At 59.8% G+C, this 20,853-nt stretch carries 15 protein-coding genes and 1 pseudogene; 8 read left to right on the forward strand and 8 right to left on the reverse strand.

The window, feature by feature from the left end:
- Nucleotides 1–71: 71 nt before the first annotated feature.
- Nucleotides 72–665, forward strand: a pseudogene (locus ACIF4X_RS27170) (phosphoribosylformylglycinamidine synthase subunit PurQ); the annotation flags it as partial.
- A gap of 5 nt (nucleotides 666–670) precedes the next feature.
- Nucleotides 671–982, forward strand: a complete 312-nt coding sequence (locus ACIF4X_RS27175; protein ID WP_397484437.1) for an NGG1p interacting factor NIF3 — start codon at nucleotides 671–673, stop codon at nucleotides 980–982.
- 67 nt (nucleotides 983–1,049) lie between these two features.
- Here ACIF4X_RS27175 and ACIF4X_RS27180 read toward each other — a convergent pair whose 3' ends face one another.
- Nucleotides 1,050–6,788: a toxin gene (locus ACIF4X_RS27180; RefSeq protein ID WP_397484438.1), complete on the reverse strand. Its 5,739-nt coding sequence runs from the start codon at nucleotides 6,786–6,788 to the stop codon at nucleotides 1,050–1,052.
- Nucleotides 6,789–7,853: 1,065 nt separating this feature from the next.
- Here ACIF4X_RS27180 and ACIF4X_RS27185 point away from each other — a divergent pair.
- A complete protein-coding gene (locus ACIF4X_RS27185; protein ID WP_397484439.1) occupies nucleotides 7,854–8,216 on the forward strand; it encodes a DUF6124 family protein in 363 nt (120 codons plus the stop codon).
- A gap of 357 nt (nucleotides 8,217–8,573) precedes the next feature.
- Here the strand turns inward: ACIF4X_RS27185 and nagE are convergent, their stop codons facing one another.
- The 7 genes from nagE to ACIF4X_RS27220 all read right to left on the reverse strand — a co-directional run bounded on the left by nagE (nucleotide 8,574) and on the right by ACIF4X_RS27220 (nucleotide 17,276).
- Complete coding sequence (gene nagE, locus ACIF4X_RS27190) at nucleotides 8,574–10,289, reverse strand: N-acetylglucosamine-specific PTS transporter subunit IIBC (protein WP_397484440.1); 1,716 nt, start codon at nucleotides 10,287–10,289, stop codon at nucleotides 8,574–8,576.
- Between the two features lie 23 nt (nucleotides 10,290–10,312).
- Nucleotides 10,313–12,826 (reverse strand): phosphoenolpyruvate--protein phosphotransferase, encoded by a 2,514-nt coding sequence (ptsP, locus tag ACIF4X_RS27195; RefSeq protein WP_397484441.1) that lies wholly within the window; start codon nucleotides 12,824–12,826, stop codon nucleotides 10,313–10,315.
- A 149-nt stretch (nucleotides 12,827–12,975) separates the two neighbouring features.
- Nucleotides 12,976–13,998: an SIS domain-containing protein gene (locus ACIF4X_RS27200; protein ID WP_397484442.1), complete on the reverse strand. Its 1,023-nt coding sequence runs from the start codon at nucleotides 13,996–13,998 to the stop codon at nucleotides 12,976–12,978.
- Nucleotides 13,979–15,085, reverse strand: coding sequence for an N-acetylglucosamine-6-phosphate deacetylase (nagA, locus tag ACIF4X_RS27205; protein WP_397484443.1), 1,107 nt, complete (start codon nucleotides 15,083–15,085; stop codon nucleotides 13,979–13,981). Before nagA ends, ACIF4X_RS27200 begins: the two co-directional genes overlap by 20 nt.
- A gap of 24 nt (nucleotides 15,086–15,109) precedes the next feature.
- On the reverse strand, nucleotides 15,110–15,841 hold the full coding sequence (locus ACIF4X_RS27210) for a GntR family transcriptional regulator (RefSeq protein ID WP_397484444.1): 732 nt from the start codon (nucleotides 15,839–15,841) through the stop codon (nucleotides 15,110–15,112).
- Nucleotides 15,842–16,124: 283 nt separating this feature from the next.
- Nucleotides 16,125–16,640, reverse strand: coding sequence for a murein L,D-transpeptidase family protein (locus ACIF4X_RS27215; RefSeq protein WP_077571251.1), 516 nt, complete (start codon nucleotides 16,638–16,640; stop codon nucleotides 16,125–16,127).
- Nucleotides 16,641–16,724: 84 nt separating this feature from the next.
- The gene (locus ACIF4X_RS27220; protein ID WP_397484445.1) at nucleotides 16,725–17,276 is read right to left on the reverse strand and encodes an NUDIX hydrolase; all 552 of its coding nucleotides are present in this window, start codon (nucleotides 17,274–17,276) and stop codon (nucleotides 16,725–16,727) included.
- Nucleotides 17,277–17,423: 147 nt separating this feature from the next.
- On the opposite strand from ACIF4X_RS27220, the gene ACIF4X_RS27225 reads away from it, so the two are divergent.
- From ACIF4X_RS27225 to purT, 5 genes are all read left to right on the forward strand, one after another.
- A complete protein-coding gene (locus ACIF4X_RS27225; RefSeq protein ID WP_397484446.1) occupies nucleotides 17,424–18,023 on the forward strand; it encodes a CoA pyrophosphatase in 600 nt (199 codons plus the stop codon).
- Nucleotides 18,024–18,070: 47 nt separating this feature from the next.
- Nucleotides 18,071–18,595: a gamma carbonic anhydrase family protein gene (locus tag ACIF4X_RS27230; protein WP_034154816.1), complete on the forward strand. Its 525-nt coding sequence runs from the start codon at nucleotides 18,071–18,073 to the stop codon at nucleotides 18,593–18,595.
- Complete coding sequence (locus ACIF4X_RS27235) at nucleotides 18,592–18,801, forward strand: DUF1289 domain-containing protein (protein ID WP_397484447.1); 210 nt, start codon at nucleotides 18,592–18,594, stop codon at nucleotides 18,799–18,801. The genes ACIF4X_RS27230 and ACIF4X_RS27235 overlap by 4 nt, the downstream gene beginning before the upstream one ends.
- A gap of 227 nt (nucleotides 18,802–19,028) precedes the next feature.
- The gene (locus tag ACIF4X_RS27240) at nucleotides 19,029–19,496 is read left to right on the forward strand and encodes a preQ0 transporter (protein ID WP_397484448.1); all 468 of its coding nucleotides are present in this window, start codon (nucleotides 19,029–19,031) and stop codon (nucleotides 19,494–19,496) included.
- A gap of 100 nt (nucleotides 19,497–19,596) precedes the next feature.
- Complete coding sequence (gene purT, locus ACIF4X_RS27245; protein ID WP_102900595.1) at nucleotides 19,597–20,778, forward strand: formate-dependent phosphoribosylglycinamide formyltransferase; 1,182 nt, start codon at nucleotides 19,597–19,599, stop codon at nucleotides 20,776–20,778.
- Nucleotides 20,779–20,853: the final 75 nt, after the last annotated feature.

The raw sequence follows: 20,853 nt of genomic DNA on the forward strand, positions 1-20,853 counted from the left end.
TGCGCTTTCGGAATTGCAAACTCAACGGGCTTTCCAGCGGAGATTGGTGTCAGTACAACGGAGTCTGACCACTGCTCGGCGCCGGTGAAGGCTGGGCCAAGTCGGCATTGTTCAACAGCCGTGCCCGCGATGCGTTCCAGGGTTTCTTCGAGCGTAACGACAGCTTCACCCTCGGCGTGTGCAACGGTTGCCAGATGATGTCCAACCTGCATGAGCTGATCCCGGGCAGCGAGTTCTGGCCGCACTTCGTGCGTAACCGCTCCGAGCAGTTCGAAGCGCGTGTGGCGATGGTGCAGATCCAGGAATCGAACTCGATCTTCCTGCAGGGCATGGCCGGTTCGCGTATGCCGATCGCCATCGCTCACGGTGAAGGTCACGCCGAGTTCTCCAGCGAAGAAGCCCTGCTGGAAGCCGATCTGTCCGGTTGCGTGGCGATGCGTTTCGTCGACAACCATGGCAAGGTCACCGAGCGTTATCCGGCCAACCCGAACGGTTCGCCGCGCGGGATTACCGGTCTCACCAGCCGTGATGGCCGTGTGACGATCATGATGCCGCACCCGGAGCGTGTGTTCCGCGCGGTGCAGAACTCGTGGCGTTCGGAGGACTGGAACGAAGATGCACCGTGGATGCGCATGTTCCGTAACGCGCGCGTCTGGGTGAACTAAGGCCTGTGTACAAGCTCGCCTTTTTTGTTCCTGACAGTCATGTCGAAGTGGTCAAAGGCGCTGTGTTCGCTGCCGGTGGTGGGCGGATCGGTGACTATGACCACTGTGCGTGGCATGTGCTCGGTCTGGGCCAGTTTCGACCTTTGGACGGCAGTCAGCCGTTTATTGGCGAGGCGGGGCAGGTTGAGCGGGTTGAGGAATGGAAGGTCGAGCTTGTGGTGGCAGATGAATTGATCGTTGCTGTTGTGGCGGCGTTGAAGCTCAGTCATCCCTACGAGACACCGGCTTATGAGGTGTGGCGGCTGGAAGATTTCTGATCTTCCTCGCTGCTGAAACAGGAAACCCGCTGAGAGTGATCTCAGCGGGTTTTTTGTTGCGGGAATTTTATCCAACGGCCGTCAGATTCTTTTCCTCCTTGAGCATATCGATCAGCGACTTCAGATGTTTGAAGCGCAGATCCTGCTTCTCCCATCGTTCAATGTAAAACAGACCTTTGTCATCCACCTGGATCGGCGTGGTAACGATGTCGCCGCTGTTTGACTTGTGCACCAGTCGGGCTTCGGTCGTGCCGGGACGTTCGATCAGGAAGTGTCCGGACTGGGTCAACTTGCTCCGATCAGGAGATACAATCGGCCGGGGCCTGCTCGTGCCGGGAACAGCGACTTCCATCAGGAAATCGGCGCGTAACGCCTGAATACCAGAATTGGAGGCAGGAATGGAGGCAGCCTCTGTGACTTCCCATACCCCGCGTCGGATACCGCTAGCCAGTTCAGGTGCGGTATCACGTATATGGACGCTCACGGCCCCGAGCGTCTCGGCCAGCCCAGGTACGCCAAGGTTGTAATTGGTGTGCGCACTGCCAATAAAGGCGACCCATTTGTGCGGCCCGTGTGCCAATTGATCGGCTTCGATCACTCGGGTGGCGAAATAGCTGAACATCTCGTTGCGTGACAGGCGCGGGTCATCCACCCCTTTGAGATGGTAGCTGGCGGTGCAATCGAGTGCCCTGATACGCACTTTATATTTGGCAGCGGCCTGAACCACCTCCGTATATGTATCGTTACCGAAGTAGTGAGGCATGTGGCCGCGGTCCTGCTCTAGCAGGAAGGCGTTGAGCCCCTCGGGCATACGCTGGGTGCGATAAAAAACATCCAGTTCGAACTGGTGCAGATCGGTCATCAGGTGCTCCATATACAGCGTTTCGTACCCGGCCTCCTTGAACGCCTGCATGTATTTTTTCAGCGCCGCCTTGCTTGATACGTGGGCATGCCCCTCTCCGATCAACAGATTCAAACGACTGTCGGCCACTTGTTTTAAAAACACATCGAAATCGCTGCCATCGACAATCTGCGGCAACGTGACGGCGCGGGGTGGTGTGAAGTCGGTGAAGGTATCGCTCGCCGCCTTCTCCAGGCGTTCGCGTTTGGCAATGAAGGCATCGTATGCCTGCCCCTGCGTTTGACCTGGCGGACGGTAGCGGGGATCCAATGAGTGGCGCGCGCCGCGCATTTGAATAATGTCGGCGCGCATCGACGTCGGTATATCAAAGTCGCTGAAGTGTCCGGTGCTGGGGCCGGCAGTCTCCGCAAGCTGAGGTAGCGGTTGACGGGCCTTGTATGACGTCGGCAGTGCCACGTGATAATCGCCCTTGGCCGCGGCATCGCCGCCGATGTGCCCGGGTGAATCCACGCCAATGCGTGCTGGCTGACCCGGTGCGAGATCCTCGATGCGAACAGCGACGGCGTCGTGCAGGTCGGCCAGCCCCGGCGTATTGTCAAACGTGGTCATGCGCGTCTGGTCAGTCAGGGCGATCCAGCGCTCTTCAGGCGCGTCGGCAATATCGGCGGCGAGGGTCTTGTGCGAGTAGAAATTTCTGATGTCGTTGCCGCGTGGGGTCAATGGCGAGACGTCGGCCATCACCAAGGCATGCTCTACTTGATAGCTGGTAGAGGCGTCCAGTGTGTTGACTTTCAAACCCTTTTCCCGAGCCGTGCGCACCAGGGCCACGTACGAGAAGGGGGTGTCGGGGCCGTGGCCCAAGGCCTTGTCGACGGCTTTCAGATGGCGTTTGATGTGGCGCCAGGATTTGCCCTTGTTGAATTTTTCCAGTTTGAGAGGGAAGACGTCACCCGGTAGATATTCCACATAGATGCGCTTGAAACCACTGTCGACCAGCGCATCCATGAAGGTGATCAATGTCTGTTTGCTGGCGATGGATCCCGGCAGGGCACCGATAACCAGATTTTTGCCGGCAAACGCGTCGCTCGCGATCAATTGTGGAAACGTCGTGGCGGGTTCGACAGCGGGTACGGCGGCGCGCGGGACCGAACGCCAGCCGACAAAATGAAGCCTCGCATCCTGGGTCAGTTGTTCGACCCTTTCCAGGTAGACCTTGCGCGTGGAGGCCAGTCCTTCGATCACTCCGATCATTGTCAGTTGCGGCGAGGTGCCCATGTAATCCTGGCCGCGCATGAGAATTTCCTCTCGCGTTTGCGGATTCATCGCCGTTTCGATTCGGTCCCGGTATTTGGGCGGCATGCCATAGTCCTTGTGCGGGCCGGGCGTCTCTGGCACGGGTTCGAATTTCGGCGCACCGCCGGAAACGCCACTGCGCATCATCACGCCGTCGGAGTTGGGTACGGCCAGAATGGTGGTCGATAGAAATCTGCCGGTTTCCGGGTCGCGGCGATACAGCAAGTAACGACCGATGGCATCGGTCTGATTCGATGCCCATAGGGTCTGACCACTGTAGACCACCGGTCGCATGCCCGACGACAGCGGGTCGGGCTCAAGTTGATCGACCAGGGCCATGACACGCGCTTGCTCGTTGCCAGCGCGGCCGGCGGTCAGGCGTAGAGGGCGGTTGAAGGGGTTGAGTGAACGCAGGGCGGGACGCAGGTCGGTCAGTACCGCGCCTGCACTGTTGAACAGATAACCGAGAAAATGTCTGAAGGCTTCGGTGTTTTCACCCTGTCGATAGGCGTGCAGGGCCAGCATGGCGTCCTTGAATGCCAGCAACAGGCCGGTGCTCAGACTCAGCAGTGGAAACGGCGCGGTGGCGATGGCGGTGAACCATTCGACACACATCCACGCCAGTCCGGAGATCATCTCGAGGCGGCTGGTTGTGGTGGCCTGAACGTCGTCGATCTTGCGCTGCAATTTCATGTTGTATAAACCCTGACGCAGGTCGCTGACGGGCTCCACCGCGTGGATCGAGTCGTAACGTGCAGGGCTGGGCGTGGTTCTGTTGAGGTCCTTGGGCAGGTTTTTTTTGACGTCTTCGAGGAAGTCTCGAACTCTGCTCTGAGATGCCACGCCCACGCGCCGGGTGAAGTACTCGACCATGCCGTCCTGCTGCTTCAGGAGATAATTGAACAGTCTGGCTTCGCGAAAGCCGACGCCATCGGGAGCACCAGGGGTGTAGAGCAACGGCGGATTTTTCTCATGGCTGAACAGCCAGTTGTCGAGCACCCATTCACCGTCGATCATCAGTCGGTGGATCGGATAGTTTTTTTGCCGCTGCTGCGATGTGTCGCCCATGCTGTCGATGCTTTGCTCAAGCCATGTCAGATCGCTGCTGGCGATATGGCCTTGCAGACGGCATTCCAGCGCGGCGCTTTTCATCTGGCGCTGGGTAATGGCCAGCGTGGTGTTGCGCCGGAAATCGTAGCCCTCACTGGTCGGGCTTTGCAGATCCTTTTTGACCTTGGCGGTGTACCGTTCGCCGATCCAGACCCCGGTGACTGATCGCGCAACATTCTGCGCAGTCAGGTTGCTGATATCGATGCCCGCAGGGCCTTTGAAACGCGCCGAGCGGGAAAACTTTTCATCGAGAAAGCCGATCCCGTCAGCATATCCATCGCGGAACAACCGGGTATAACTCAAGGGCGCTGGTGTCGACGAGCGCACAATGGAAAGCGGCGAGTAGGCCCATACCGTATCCGGGTCAACATCGTTTGCCGGGCGCTTGAGCAATTGGTTCAGGCTTTTTTTTGCCTGTTCATGCAGGAACGCTTCAAACGTCGGGAAGCGGCTATCCGCCAGCTTGTGTTTATCGAATGCCTGCAACGCACCTTCGGCCTCTTCGGTCAGTGTCGAGAGCTTTCTGCGGTTGGCTACTGTGGTCGTTCGATACCACATTGGCGTGCTGAAGTCATAGTCGTCGAGCCGCGTGGCCAACACGTGATCTGCCATCGCCCGCAGGCAGACGACATGATTGCCGGTGCTTTCGAAGGTGACCTTTTTATGCTCGTGGTCCTCAGGCTTGAGGCTCAGGCCGGAGAGCACTTTGTGCAGGCTCTGGCGAAAACGCATCGGTGCCCGGCTGATCAGATACCCGGCCATGCTGTCGGCGTCATCGCTGTGGCTGGCCCAACTCAAGATGTGGGTCTGGCATTCGAGTTCGCTGGTGAACGCCTGGAACTGCCGCTCTCGCGGTGCTTGTGGCGTGCAGAGCAATACACGGGTGATGGCGCCCGCGCTGTTGCTTTGACGCAGTACCCACAAATCCTGAAGTTGTGCGCCGTGCAGGGACAATGTTGCGCCACGCAAGCGTGAGTTGCTGCCGCTGCGCAAATCCCGGATCAGTTGCAGATCACTCTCGAGCAGATGGCCTTGCAGCATCGCCGTATACGCCAGCGCGAGGATCCGTTGATCCAGCATGTGCTCGATGGCGGGTCTGATGGCGGGCCGTGCGTGCATCTCTTTCTGCAAGTGATTGAAGTCGACGCGAGGCTGCAGGATCAGCGCTTGCTCGACCAGCCATGCCGGTGTCACGTCCGCGTAGGACTCCGGTAAGGGCGCGTCGTTGTAAGTGAGGGTGGTATAGCTGAGGTACTCCGAACCGGACAATTCATCCCCGGTATGCGGTCCGCGCAAGGACAGCTCGAGCAGGTTGCGCTGGTGCTCGAAAACACCGTACCCGGCGACCCGACGTTGCGTGCTGATCTGCAGGTTTTGTGGTTCCAGATCATCGATTTCCAGGTCGTCACTGAGGCGCTCAAGCCACTGTTGCCGGGCCAGCGCCATCAGGCTGACCACCGGTCCCATCAGATCGAGCAGCTTTTGCCGTGCCTGATGATAGTCGCCAGCCAGCTGTGCCAGTTCGGTCTGCTTCGTTGCGCTGGCGCTGCGATACCAGTCCGGTGCACTGTTGCGCAGGTGGCGTTCGAACAAGGTTTGCGCTTTCAATTCCAGGCGCTGAGTGAGATCCGGCAGTGCTCCGGCAATGGCCCGGTCCAGGGCCATGAGCAGTCGGGAAGCGTCTCGTTGCGGATTGTCGTCGAAGCTCAATGCGCGTTCGATATCCTGCGTGCGTTTGTCGATCAACGTCTCGTAGGTGTGTTCAAACAAGGGCTTGCTGTCGATCGGCGACAGTTGCAGCGGCCAGATCCCGGCTGCGCCGACGTTGTGATAACGCGTCGGCAGCATTCGCCTGAATCCGTCATGGCCGGTGGCGTGTTTGAAGTCATCAAGCAATTGGCTATCGAGGTCTGCCAGCGAGTCGAAGTACTCGAGACCTCTTGCCGGCGTGTACAACACAACATAGCCGACGCTCTGGTCTGTCAGCAGGTCGCTGACCCGGTGGCTGTCCTTTTCAGTGACGACAAAAGCCCCGGCCAGCTCGACGGTGACACCCTGGTAGCTGAACTGCAAAGCGTACATGGCCGGACGCAGCATCGGTCCCAGTGCGGTTTTTTCCACAAGCACACCGGCTTCAGGAGGGAGCAGGCGATCCTTGACGGCCTGCCGCGCCTCGTGGCCAATGGCAGTGACGCCGGCGTCGTCCTTCAAGAAGATTCTGGCCGGTTTGTCATCGATCAGATCGCGAAGATCCATGTTGATCAATTGCGTGTTGAGTCTGATCTTGAGCGTCGCAATCAGCTTCTTTCCTTCGTCGCTGTGCAGGTCGCTGGTTTCCAGCGCCTGATAAAGCACGCGGCTGCGCTGGAGGAAGTGTTCGCGGTAGTTTTTCAACTGCCCGTTCAGGTGCTTCAGGTAGACCTGCTCGGCCGTCGGTGGCTGTTCAGAAAGCAGCGGGGTCTCGATCTTGAAAAGATCATGGCCGATCTGGTTGAGATCGCTTCGGATCTCTTCGAACGTGGGGAGAGTGGAAGTGCTCATCGGCACAGCCTCCATGCTGGTTGGAAGAGTCTTCAGCATGTCGAGGGTGGCAGTGGTGATGGTGGTACATATGTATTGAACAACGCCAGCGCGCCTGGTGTTGTGTGTCGCTCAGGATTCATGGGTACATATCCGTTGCTGTGGTAACGGCGGCTTAAGGTTCCGCCCATACGGCGGGTCACCTTTTCCAAACGCCGAAAAGGTAACCCAAATGCTTGCCCCAACGTTCGGCCCGCTCGCTAAAGCTCGGGGTTCCTTCGCTCCGGAATTCATCCGGGCGCATCGCCTACGGTTTGCTTCGCTGCACCTCCTCTCGATGCATTTGGCTGCGCCAAACGGTCGCTGCGCTCCCACCCCCGGATAAATCCCTCCACTCAGCCTGCCGACGGGGCCGGTCGATCAAGATCAAAAGCCGCAGCCGAGCTGGCGCTCATCCTGTTTGAGTGGTGTGTGGTCGACTTGGGTTTTGTGCTGGATTCGCCCCTCATCGGAACGCCGCCCGCCCAGCCTTCTCCGGAGGGCGCCGATTTGTGTGCTATTCAAGCCGAGTTTGGTGCGGAGAGAGGGGGGCGATTTGTGGGGGCGAAACTGAGTTCGGCTAGGGGAGGCAGAGGAAGGATTTATGGGCTTTTCAAAACCTGAGTTCGGCTCGGTATATCACGTCGGTGTATCTCGCCCGAACACCTCGGTCAGTCCCCTCTCCCTCTGGGAGAGGGCTAGGGTGAGGGTTTGCTTTTGGCTGTTTAATGATGTGTCGAATAGCCAGAACCTTCCCACAAGGTTTTCAGGTTGTCCGTCGGACGTCGGGTCTCTAGTCTTTGGCTGTCGCTGCCAATTCAGCGACCGGGCGTGAGATCCCCGGAATGCTTGCAACTAGCGCCAACACCACGATAATTGGCGCCAGCTCAATCTGCTGCCTGTTTTATGGCGGCTGTGTGCGGGCAGACTTCGGTCTGGCCGGTTGCCTGCTCCGGTGGATCTCACCCTGCACATAGCTGCCACCTCTTCGCCGCGTGAGATCCGGCGAACGATGGCATCCTCACTTGCAGTAGCAGGAGTTGAATTTTGGACAAGCTAATTCCCGACCCACCCCCCGAAACCATCACCCCACTCGAAGAAGTCCTCCGCGCCGAAGACCAGGCCCGAAACCGCGAAGCCATCAAACGCGCCCTCGACTTCTACCTGTGCCCCGAACCCGCAAAGCCCCGCCGACCGAGCACCATGTTCATGGTCTGCCCAGAGGTCGACACCGAAAGTCTGCTCGCTCACGCCTGCGAATCGTTAGCCTCGGCAAGCGCTGCTACCAGCAACTTTGCCAATGAGCTAACCGGCCTGCAGCGCAGCACCGCGCTAGGTATCCAGCAAATCATCATGCTCGCCGAACTCGCGGTAAACCGGGCGCTGGATCGAGTCGATCCACAAACCTGACGATCGCGTCATCGTTCATCGCCAGCAGGCTGGTTCCCACAATGAGAACAATGCGCAACCTGTGGGAGCCTGGCTTGCCAGCGATGGCGGCCTGACAGGCAACCATTTTCTTAAAGCCTCAACATAGTCAAAACTGTGGGAGCGAGCCTGCTCGCGAAGCTCTTCTATCTAAGCTGCAAGACTATCTGGAGAAAGCAGATGCCGAAGCTGGATGACGCTCACGTCCTCTCATCCGCGTTAGACACTCTCGTCAGAAGCCCTCCATATCAGACCCGCCATTATCAAGCGCAGCAGCATTCATCCTGAGCCGATTTATCGGCAATAAAAAACCGGCCTAAGCCGGTTTTTTTGTTTCGATTAAACCTTGGCACTAACCTCACTACGATTGACCAGGCTTTCCAACGCCCCACTCAAACTCGCCGCCTTATCCCCCACTAGCAAATGCCAGACCCCGCCCTCCAATTGGCTTACGCCATGGCATCCCAGGTCTTTCAACTGCGCCTCGGACAACGCCTTGCCATCCGCCAATTGCAGGCGAATCCGCGTCATCGCAATGCAATCCAGTTGCAGCACATTGTCGCCGCCGCCCAACGCGGTCAGCCATTGCTGCGCTTCGGAACCGGCAACGGCCACAACGTTCGGTTCATCAGCTACAGCAGCCGTTTCAAGCAGAACGGCACGTCCCAGAGAAGGCATCGCCAGGCGAATCTCATCGGCAATGCTGTCCGCCATCGGTCCGACCACAACCTGCAAACTCCCACCCTTGCCCGGGCGCACAACCGCCATCGCACCCAGCGCTTTCAGCTCCGCATCCGACGCCTTGTTGCGATCTACCATCTCCAGGCGCAATCGCGTTGTGCAGGCGCCGACAGTGAGCAAATTCTCCGCTCCGCCCAGCGCTTTGATGTAAGCACTGGCGCGTTCGTTTTCCGTAAGTACGGTTTTTTCACTCACCGCCACATCTTCGCGACCCGGCGTCTTCAGATTGAAGCGACGAATACAGAAATCAAACACGGCGTAATACACCACGGCATAGGCCAGCCCGACCGGTATCACCAACCAGCCATTGGTCGAGCGGCCCCAACCCAGCACCATGTCGATGAAGCCGCCGGAGAAGGTGAAGCCGAGGTGAATGTTCAGCGCATTGGTAATCGCCATCGACAACCCGGTCAGCAGTGCATGCAGCAGATACAACAGCGGCGCCAAGAACATGAAGGCGAATTCGATCGGTTCAGTCACCCCGGTCAAAAACGAGGTCAGCGCCATCGACAGGAAAATCCCGCCCATCACCTTGCGGCGTTCCGGCAGCGCATTGCGGTACATCGCCAGACACGCCGCCGGCAAACCGAAGATCATCATCGGGAACATGCCGGTCATGAATTGGCCGCCCTTCGGATCACCGGCGAAGTAGCGCGACAGGTCGCCCGTCACCAGCGCACCCGTGGTTGGATCGGTGAAATTGCCGAACACAAACCACGCCATGTTGTTGAGGATGTGGTGCAGGCCAGTGACGATCAGCAGGCGGTTGAACACGCCAAACACGAACGCGCCGAGGCTGCCGCTTTCCATCATCAGCGCACCGAAGGCGTTGATGCCGTGCTGGATCGGCGGCCAGATATAGCCGAACACCACGCCCAGACCGACCGCCGCAAAACCGGTGACAATCGGCACAAAGCGTCGGCCACCAAAGAACGCCAGGTACTCCGGCAGCTTGATGTCCTTGAAGCGGTTGTACAGCGCGCCGGCCATCAGGCCGCTGACGATCCCGGCGAGCATGCCCATGTTGATGCTCGCATCGAGCACCTTGAGCGTGGAGATCATCACCAGATAACCGATCACCCCGGCCAGACCGGCGGTGCCGTTGTTGTCCTTGGCGAAACCGACGGCGATGCCGATGGCGAAGATCATCGCCAGGTTGGCGAAAATCACCTGGCCGGCGTCGTGGATGATCGCGATGTTCAGCAGGTCGGTGTCACCCAGGCGCAGCAGCAGGCCGGCAATCGGCAGGATCGCGATCGGCAGCATCAGCGCGCGGCCGAGGCGTTGCAGACCTTCGATGAAGAGTTGATACATGGCGTTTGTCCTTGTTGTTTTTGTTAGCGCAGAGGCCAATGTTGATGACAGGCGTGGCGCACGGCGGCGGCGCTGCTCAGCTTGAGCAGGTCGCGGCTGAGGCGCTGGCATTCGGCTTCGTGCACCTGGCGCACGCGATCCTTGATTTCGCCGATCTGCACCGGGCTGACCGACAGTTCGGTGACGCCCAGGCCGATCAACACCGCAGTGGCCAGCGGATCGGAGGCGAGGGCGCCGCACACACCGACCCAACGTTTGTGCACCGCCGCGCCTTCGCAGGTCATTGCGATCAGGCGCAACAGCGCCGGGTGCAGGGCGTCGACCCGGGCGGCCAGACCTGCGTGGTCGCGGTCCATGGCCAAGGTGTATTGCGACAAATCGTTAGTGCCGATCGAGAGGAAGTCGGCGTGTTCGGCGAGTTGTTCGGCTTGCAGTGCGGCGGCGGGGACCTCGATCATCACGCCGATTTCCGGGCGTTGGCTCACGCCGAGTTCCAGGCACAACGCATCGACGCGTTGGCGGATGTGCAACAGTTCATCCACTTCAGTGACCATCGGCAACAGGATCCGGCAGCGGCGCAGTGGGCTGACTTGCAGCAGCGCGCGCAGTTGCTGATCGAGAATTTCCGGACGGGCCTGCGCCAGACGAATGCCGCGCAGCCCGAGCACCGGGTTGGCTTCGATGGGCAGCGGCAGGTAATCCAGTTGTTTGTCACCGCCGACGTCGATGGTGCGGATGATCACCGACTTGTCGCCCATCGCATCGATCACTGCCTGGTAAGCGCTGCGCTGTTCTTCGACGTCCGGAGCGGTCTGGCGATCAACGAACAAAAACTCGGTTCGCAGCAGACCGACACCATCGGCACCATTGGCAAAGGCATCTGCCGCTTCACCGCTGGAGGCGACATTGGCGACCACTTCGATGTGCACGCCATTTCGCGTCTCGGCCGGCAAGTGAGCTTTGGCCTGCTGCGCGTCGCGACGTTGCTGGCGCTCGATTTGTGCCTGCTTGACTTCACCCAGGCGCTCAGCGTTTGGCGTCAGTTCCAGACGACCACCGTCGGCGTCGAGCACCACCGATTGACCTTGCGGCTGATCAAGCAGCGCCGAACCCAGCGCCACCATGCACGGCAGACCTTTACCGCGAGCGAGAATCGCCACATGCGAAGTCGCGCCACCCTCGGCCATGCACAACCCGGCGACACCTTGGGCGCTGAGTTGCAGAAGATCCGAAGGCGTCAGTTCATGTGCGGCAACAATGGCACCGGCCGGTACGTCGTAATTCCATGCTTCGCCGAGCAACGCGCGTAACACGCGTTGTTTGAGGTCGCGCAGATCATTGGCGCGTTCAGCCAGCAGCGCGCTGCCGGTGTGTTGCAGCACTTCGCACTGCACATCAATCGACTGGCTCCAGGCGTGAGTCGCCGCACTGCCTTGTTCGATGTATTGCTGTGCCGCGTCGAGCAGCGCCGGGTCCTCAAGCAACGCCAGATGCGCGGCAAAGATTGCTTCTTCATCGGCATTTTTGTGCTTTTTCGCTTGGGCGAGGGTGCCGTCGATTTCACTACGCACCTGCATCAGCGCAACTTCAAGCACCTGCTGTTGTTGCAGCGGATCGTGATTGCCCGTATCCACCGGCAAACTGATCGCGTTCAAGCGGAACAGCGGGCCACCGACGAATCCCGGCGCGGCGCACACCCCGTGCAGCACACCCGCTTCGGCCGGGCGTTTGAGAGGCGCAGCACTTGCCGGTGCCGCCGCGTGATGAGCTTCCGGCAACGCCGTAGCCAGCGCCGTGAGTAACGCTTGCAGCGCCGCCTCGGCATCCGGCCCCTGACAGCTGACCTGCACTTCATCCTGCTCGCCAACCGCCAGGCCCATCAAACCGATCAGGCTGTTGCACGGCGCCGATTTACCGGCGAAGTGCAGTTGCGACTGGCTTTTGAAACCTTGCGCAGTCTGACGAATCAATGCCGCCGGGCGCGCATGCAAACCACCGCGATGAGCCACCAACACATGACCATGAACCTCTGGCCCGCCGACCTCCGCAACATTCGCCGCCACGCTGTTGCGCGCAACAATGTGCAACAACGGCTCGCCAACCTTCACCGCTTTCAGCGTGATCGGGCGTACCTGAAAATCCTGGCTATTGGTCAGGATCAACAGGCTGACGAGGCTTTTGCACTGTTGGCCGACCTTGTCGAGGTCGTAGCGCAACAACGGCTGGCCCTTGGTCACGCGGCCACCTTCCTTGACCAGCATCGAAAAACCTTCGCCGTTCAACTCAACGGTGTCGAGTCCAAGGTGCAGGAGAATTTCCGCGCCGTTATCGGCACGTACGGTCAGTGCGTGGCCGGTACGGGCGACGTGAATGATCACCCCGGCGCACGGTGAGTACAGGGTGTCGTTGATCGGGTCGATGGCGATGCCGTCACCCATCGCGCCGCTGGCGAACACCGCGTCCGGGACTTTGGCGAGCGTGAGCACCGGGCCGCTGAGCGGGGCGCTGAGGGTCAGCTCTTTATTGTTGTTGTGCATGGCTCGGTCTCATCGGTTAAATCTCGGTTCGATATCCCCTGTAGGAGCTGCCGCAGGCTGCGATCTTTTGATCCTGTTTTTTGTGAATCAAAATCAAAAGATCGCAGCCTGCGGCAGCTCCTACAGGGTTGTGCATCAATCAGCAGTTGTTAGTGCGTGCGGGTTACTTTGCTCAGGTGGCGCGGCTGATCCGGGTCCATGCCACGGGCCACGGCCAGACCTGCGGCCATCACGTAAAAGCTCTGGATCGCCAGAATCGGATCGAGTGCCGGGTGCTCGGCGCGGGTCAGGGTCAGGTCGCGCTCGGTCACGTCATCCGGCGCGGCCAGCAGCACGCGGGCACCGCGTTGACGCATTTCTGCCGCGAGGCTCAACAGGCCAGCCTGCTCGGCACCGCGCGGAGCGAACACCAACAATGGATAGTGTTCGTCGATCAGCGCCATCGGGCCGTGACGGACTTCGGCGCTGCTGAACGCTTCGGCCTGAATCGCCGAGGTCTCCTTGAATTTCAGCGCCGCTTCCTGAGCGATGGCAAAACCGGCGCCACGGCCAATGACCATCAAACGCTCGCAATCGCGCAGCGCTTCGATGGCCACGCTCCAGTCCTGTTTGGCGGCTTCGCGCAGGCCTTCGGGCAGGGCATTGCCGGCTTCGAGCAATTCGTTGTCTTCTTTCCAGTGCGCGATCAACCGGGCGCTGGCGCTGAGGGTGGCGATAAAACTCTTGGTCGCAGCGACGCTGCTTTCAGTGCCGGCGAGCAGCGGCACGCTGAACTCACACGCCGCTTCCAATGGTGAGTCGGCAGCGTTGACCATCGACACACTCAGCGCGCCACGCTTACGCAACAGACGCAGGCTATTGACCAGATCCGGACTCTGTCCCGACTGCGAGAACGCGAACGCCACCTGACCGCTGACTTTCAATGGCGCCTGCTGCATGGTCACCACCGACATCGGCAACGACGCCACCGGTACACCCAGTTGCTGCATGGTCAGGTAGGCGAAGTAGCTCGCCGCATGGTCGGAGCTGCCACGCGCAACCGTCATCGCCACTTGCGGTGGCTGACGGCGCAGGCGCCCGGCAATCTCGATCATTTGCGGGTCGAGCTGTTGCAGTTGGGCTTGCACGGCCTCGAAGGAGGACAGCGCCTCCTCAAGCATTTTTGAAGTCAATGTCTTCTCCTTCGACCATGACGGCGGTCAGTGTGAGTGAGCGATCAAGCCGTACGCAGTCGGCCCAGGCGCCAGGTGCAAGGCGCCCGCGTTCAGTGATGCCGAGGTAATCGGCGGGGAATTGCGACAGACGCTGCGAGGCTTCGGCGATCGGCAAACCGATCTTCACCAGGTTACGCAGGGCCTGATCCATGGTCAGCGTGCTACCGGCCAACGTGCCGTCAGGCAGGCGCACACCGCCCAGGCATTTGGTCACGGTGTGGCTGCCGAGCTTGTATTCACCGTCGGGCATGCCGGCGGCAGCGGTCGAATCGGTGACGCAATACAGGCACGGGATCGAGCGCAGGGCCACGCGGATGGCGCCGGGATGCACGTGCAACAAATCAGGGATCAGCTCGGCGAATTTGGCATGGGCCAGTGCCGCGCCAACGATGCCCGGCTCGCGGTGATGCAGCGGGCTCATGGCGTTGTAGAGGTGGGTGAAACTGGTCGCGCCGGCATCGAGCGCCGCGACGCCTTCCTCGTAACTGCCGAGGGTGTGGCCGATTTGCATGCGCACGCCACGGCTGCTCAGTTCGCGGATCAAACCGTCGTGGCCGGCGATTTCCGGGGCGATGGTGATCACGCGGATCGGCGCCAGCGCCAGATATTCTTCGACTTCGGCCATCAACGCGGTGTGGGCAAAGTTCGGCTGGGCGCCGAGTTTGCCCGGGTTGATGTAGGGGCCTTCGAGGTGGACACCGAGCACTCGTGCGGCACCTTTCGGGCGCTGTTTGCAGAATTCTCCGACTTCTTTCAGTACGCTGGAGATCTCGGCGCTCGGCGCGGTCATGGTGGTGGCCAGCAGCGAAGTGGTGCCAAAACGCACGTGGGTTTTGGTGATGGTTTCGAAGGCGCTGGCACCTTCCATGATGTCTTTGCCGCCACCGCCGTGAACGTGCAGATCGATGAAACCGGGCAGCAGATAGGGCAGATCATTGTCGGCCGGATCGCAGGGCACGCCTTCGATCGACACGACTTTGCCGTGTTCGTGGACCAGCCGGCCGCGAATCCAGCCGCTGGCGGTGAGGATATTGTCTTCGGACATTTTGGTTCTCGCTTGTGGCTGCGCTTATCGACGCAGCTCTGCAACAAAGTCGTAGTAGTCGTTGCGGCAATAGGTGTCGGTGACTTCGATCGGCGTGTTGTCTTCGAGGTAGCCGACCCGGGTCATCAGCAGCATGGCGGTGCCGGGTGCGATGCCGACCAGCGCGGCGAATTCGTCCGAGGCGTTGATCGCCTGAATGTGCTGCAAGGCGCGCACGATCGGTTTGCCGATGCCGTCGAGGTATTCGTAGAGCGAGTCACCGACCTGTTGCGGCTTGGGCATGATCGAGGCGGGCAGGGTGCTCATTTCGATGGCCATGACCGTGTCATCGGCTTTGCGCAGACGCTTCATGCGCGCGACCTTGTCGTTCGGCGACAGGCTGAGGCGGATCAGTTCTTCGTGAGTCGGTGGGGTGATCTCGCGTTCCAGCCATTGCGAGCTGGGGACGAAGCCCTTGAGGCGGAGCATTTCGCTGAAACCGGAGAGGCGCGACAGCGGTTGTTCCAGGCGCGGGGTGATGAAGGTGCCGGAACCTTGCAGACGGCGAATCAGCCCTTGATCGAGGAGAACTTCCAACGCTTTGCGTGCAGTCACCCGGGAAATGCCCAATTGCTCGCTGAGGTTGCGTTCAGAGGGCATCGCCTGCTCGGACTTCCACTGTCCGGCATGGATCGCCGCTTCCAGATTGCGCGCCAATTGCAGGTACAGCGGCGTCGGCTGGGAGTCATCGGGACGTAGGGCGTGGAGGTCGTTCATGTAGGGCATTTCCGTCGCGAGTATAGGATTGTTGTGGCTCGCTTGTTGAGCGGAAATTAATACCACTTGAATACCATGTCAACGTAGGCAATGGGCGGTTAACCCAATGAAATGGCGGGTGTTGGAGGGGTTGGTTTGAAGTGGTATTAACGGTGGGCTATAAAATGCAAAAGATCGCAGCCTGCGGCAGCTCCTACAGTTGAGAGTGGTATCACCCTTGTAGGCGCTGTCGCAGGCTGCGATCTTTTGATTTATTTTTTTGCAGGTGACCAGCGGTTGCTGGTTAAGGGCGGATTTCGACCATCGTGCCATCCGGCACCAGATTCCAGACTTCGCGCATATCAACGTTGCGCATGGCGACGCAGCCATCAGTCCAGTCCAGGGTGTGGAACAGGTCTTCCGGGGTTTCTTCCGAATCCGGCGTGCCGTGAATCATGATCATGCCGCCGGGCTCGACGCCTTCACGTCTGGCGCGGGCCGAATCGCTGATGTTCGGGTAGGAGATGTGCATCGACAGATTGAATTTGTCGCTGGTCTTGCGCCAGTCGATCCAATAGAAACCTTCCGGTGTGCGTTTGTCGCCTTCAATCAGTTTCGGGCCTTTCTTTGCGCCCTTGCCCAAAGAAATTCGATACGTTTTCAGCGGCTTGCCGTCGGCGATCAACTGCAGTTGATGAGCCGACTTGAGTACCAGGACCTTCTCGATAAGCGGGGTATTCGCAGGCGTCACGGTGGTCACGAATGACGCTTGGGAGACGGTAACGAACGACAGGCAGAACAGGGCAAGCAACCAGCGCATTGAAACGATTCCCCAGGGAGTGACGCAAATAGGTTTTGTGTAGGAGCTGCCGCAGGCTGCGATCTTTTGATCTTCTAGCCGCAATCAAACAATGACCGGTTGAGCGAGCGGCGGAATCGATTCCGAGCGAACGGGATATGCCTCAACACGCCGATCAGCGAAGAAGCATTCTAAGGTACGCCCCACTGTGCGGAAAGCCAGCTCGTCCCAGGGAATGTCGGCTTCGTCGAATAATTGTACTTCGAGGCTCTCGGGGCCGGCGGCAAAGTCCAGATCGACCAGCTCAGCGCGGAAGAACACATGCACCTGACTGATGTGCGGCACGTCGATCAATGTGTAGATGCTCAGGTTGCGCACCCGGGCGCAGGCTTCTTCGGCAGTCTCGCGCACGGCGGCCTGCTCAATGGTCTCGCCGTTCTCCATGAAACCGGCGGGCAAGGTCCAGTAACCGAGGCGCGGCTCGATGGCGCGGCGACACAGCAACACTTTGCTGCCCCAGGTCGGCACACAGCCGGCGACAATATTGGGATTCTGATAGTGAATGGTCTGACAGCTGTCGCAGACAAATCGCAGCCGCGAATCGCCTTCGGGAATGCGCTGGGTGACCGGGTTACCGCAGTGGCTGCAAAATTTCATGCTGGGCTTCCTGAATGCTGCGCCTATCTTGGCGTGCAGCGGTGTCGGTCGGCAAGTTGTCGTTTCGCGACACGACGGGTTTCGGGGGCTTGGGCGCTCGCAATGATTGGTGCATGATGCAGGGTAAGGCACTGATCGAGAACACTCATGCTGGACGAGCTACTGCATAGGGTAAGCAACCACACACCGCGCACGCTGGAGACTGACACACGTTTCCCCGAGGCTGCCGTTCTGGTGCCGATCACCCGCAGTGACGAGCCGGAACTGGTGCTGACCCTGCGTGCCAGCGGGCTCTCGACCCACGGCGGCGAAGTCGCCTTCCCCGGTGGGCGCCGCGATCCGGAAGACCCGGACCTGATCTTTACCGCACTGCGTGAAGCCGAAGAAGAAATCGGCTTGCCGCCCGGATTGGTCGAAGTCATCGGCCCGCTCAGCCCGCTGATTTCCCTGCACGGCATCAAGGTCACGCCTTATGTCGGCGTCATCCCCGATTTTGTCGAGTATCGCGCCAACGATGCCGAGATCGCCGCCGTGTTCAGCGTGCCGCTGGAATTCTTCCGCAAAGACCCTCGCGAACACACCCATCGCATCGACTATCAAGGTCGCAGCTGGTACGTGCCGAGCTATCGCTACGGCGATTTCAAGATCTGGGGCCTGACAGCGATCATGATCGTCGAGTTGATCAATCTGCTCTATGACGCCAAGATCAGCCTGCATGAGCCTCCGAAAAGCTTTATCAATACCTGAAGCCGTCGTTCGAACGGTCATTCACCTTGAGCCCTGAGGAAAACAAGATGAAATACCGCTTGGGCGACGCCCGTGTCGAGACCCATCCACAGAGCTGGGTCGCCCCCAATGCCGTGCTGGTGGGCAAGGTCAAGCTGGAAGAGGGCGCCAACGTCTGGTTTAACGCCGTGCTGCGTGGCGACAACGAACTGATCCTGATCGGCAAGAACAGCAACGTCCAGGACGGCACGGTGATGCACACCGACATGGGTTTTCCGCTGACCATCGGTACCGGCGTGACCATCGGCCACAACGCCATGCTGCATGGCTGCACCGTCGGCGATTACAGTCTGATTGGTATCAATGCGGTGATTCTCAATGGCGCGAAGATTGGCAAGAACTGCATCATTGGCGCCAATTCGCTGATCGGCGAAGGCAAGGAAATTCCTGATGGTTCGCTGGTGATGGGGTCGCCGGGCAAGGTTGTGCGTGAGCTGACCGAACCGCAGAAAAAGATGCTTGAGGCCAGCGCCGCGCACTATGTGCATAACTCGCAGCGTTATGCGCGCGATCTGGTTGAGCAGGAAGAATGAACACGACAGAAAGACCCGTCGCCTCGCCGTGCGTGAATATCTGTGCACTGGATGAGGATGATATTTGCACCGGCTGCCAGCGTACGGTTGCAGAAATCACCCGCTGGGGCCGCATGACCAACGACGAGCGCCGCGTGGTGCTGGGGTTGTGTCATGAGCGGGCGAAGGCGAGTGGGTTGGTGTGGATGATCCCTTCGAAGTCGTGATCGACTTGAGAATGCTCTCACCCTAACCCTCTCCCAGAGGGAGAGGGGACTGACCGAGGTGTCTTACGCTATACGCCGACTTGGCATACCGAGTCGAACTCAGGTTTCGAAACGCCCCCGATCGGCTCCCTTTCCCCCTCGCCCCCTCGGGGAGAGGGCTGGGGTGAGGGGGTGGCTCTTGATCTGCTGGTCAAGTAATCTGTGCGCCAATCTGCCAGGTCGCCCCCATGATTTTCCTCATCGCCTACATCAGCAGCGTCGTGCTGATCAACTTCGCCTTCTCCACCGCGCCGCACCTGGACATCATCTGGTCGGCCTGGGGCGGCCTGGTTTTCGTGCTGCGCGACATGGTGCAAACCCGCTTCGGCCACGGCGCGCTCGTGGCGATGTTGGCGGCGCTGGTGCTGTCTTACGTTACCTCCGATCCGTCCATCGCTCTGGCCAGCGCCACCGCGTTCGCGGTCTCCGAAATCATCGACTGGCTGGTGTTCAGCGTCACCAAACGGCCATTGCGCGACCGCTTGTGGATCAGCTCGGCACTGAGCATTCCCCTCGATACCTTCATCTTCTTCGGCATGATCGACCTGTTGACGCCGCCGGTGATCATCACCGCACTGGCTTCGAAATTCGCCGGCGTCACTGCCGTCTGGCTGATCATGGCCTGGCGCGATCGTAAACAGGCCGTCGCCGGCTGAAGCCAAACCCTCAGGTTCATGTAAAATGCCGCGCTTTCTCCCCATGGAAAGCGCGTCTGGCGCTGCTTTCCTCGATGATCCGCTTCTTTGAGGACCTGAGATGACCCGTATCGGAACTCCATTGTCGCCAACCGCGACCCGCGTATTGCTGTGTGGCTGTGGTGAGTTGGGCAAGGAAGTGGTGATCGAGTTGCAACGCCTGGGCGTTGAAGTGATCGCCGTTGACCGCTACGCCAACGCGCCGGCCATGCAAGTTGCGCATCGTAGCCACGTGATCAACATGCTCGACGGCGCCGCCCTGCGTGCCGTGATCGAAGCCGAAAAGCCGCACTTCATCGTGCCGGAAATCGAAGCCATCGCCACCGCCACCCTGGTAGAGCTGGAAGCTGAAGGCTTCACCGTGATCCCGACCGCGCGTGCTGCGCAACTGACCATGAACCGCGAAGGCATCCGTCGTCTGGCTGCTGAAGAGCTGGACCTGCCGACCTCGCCGTACCACTTTGCCGACACCTTCGAGGACTACAGCAAAGCCGTTGAGGATCTGGGTTTTCCCTGCGTCGTCAAACCGGTGATGAGCTCGTCGGGCAAAGGCCAGAGCCTGCTGCGCAGCGCCGATGATGTGCAGAAAGCCTGGGATTACGCGCAAGAGGGCGGTCGTGCCGGCAAAGGTCGGGTAATCATCGAAGGCTTTATCGATTTCGACTACGAAATTACCCTGCTGACCGTGCGCCACATCGGCGGTACCACCTTCTGCGCACCAGTCGGCCACCGTCAGGAGAAGGGCGACTATCAGGAATCCTGGCAGCCACAAGCCATGAGCCCGATCGCCTTGGCCGAGTCCGAGCGCGTTGCCAAAGCGGTGACTGAAGCGCTGGGTGGCCGTGGCCTGTTCGGCGTTGAGCTGTTCATCAAAGGTGATCAGGTGTGGTTCAGCGAAGTCTCGCCGCGTCCGCATGACACCGGTCTGGTGACGCTGATTTCCCAGGATCTGTCGCAGTTCGCGTTGCACGCTCGCGCGATTCTGGGTTTGCCGGTACCACTGATCCGTCAATTCGGGCCATCGGCTTCGGCGGTGATTCTGGTGGAAGGGCAATCGACTCAGACCGCCTTCGCCAACCTCGGCGCTGCGCTGAGCGAACCGGACACGGCGTTGCGTCTGTTTGGTAAGCCAGAAGTGAATGGTCAGCGCCGCATGGGCGTGGCGCTGGCGCGGGATGAGTCGATCGAGGCTGCGCGTGCCAAGGCGACCCGTGCTGCTCAGGCGGTTGTTGTAGAGCTGTAAACCGCGCCGCGACATTCGCGAGCAGGCTCACTCCCACAAATGGAATTCGTTCCCCTGTAGAAGTGAGCCTGCTCG

Origin of the sequence: Pseudomonas sp. NPDC085632 (assembly GCF_044541255.1) — a bacterium.
Taxonomy (GTDB): Bacteria; Pseudomonadota; Gammaproteobacteria; order Pseudomonadales; family Pseudomonadaceae; genus Aquipseudomonas.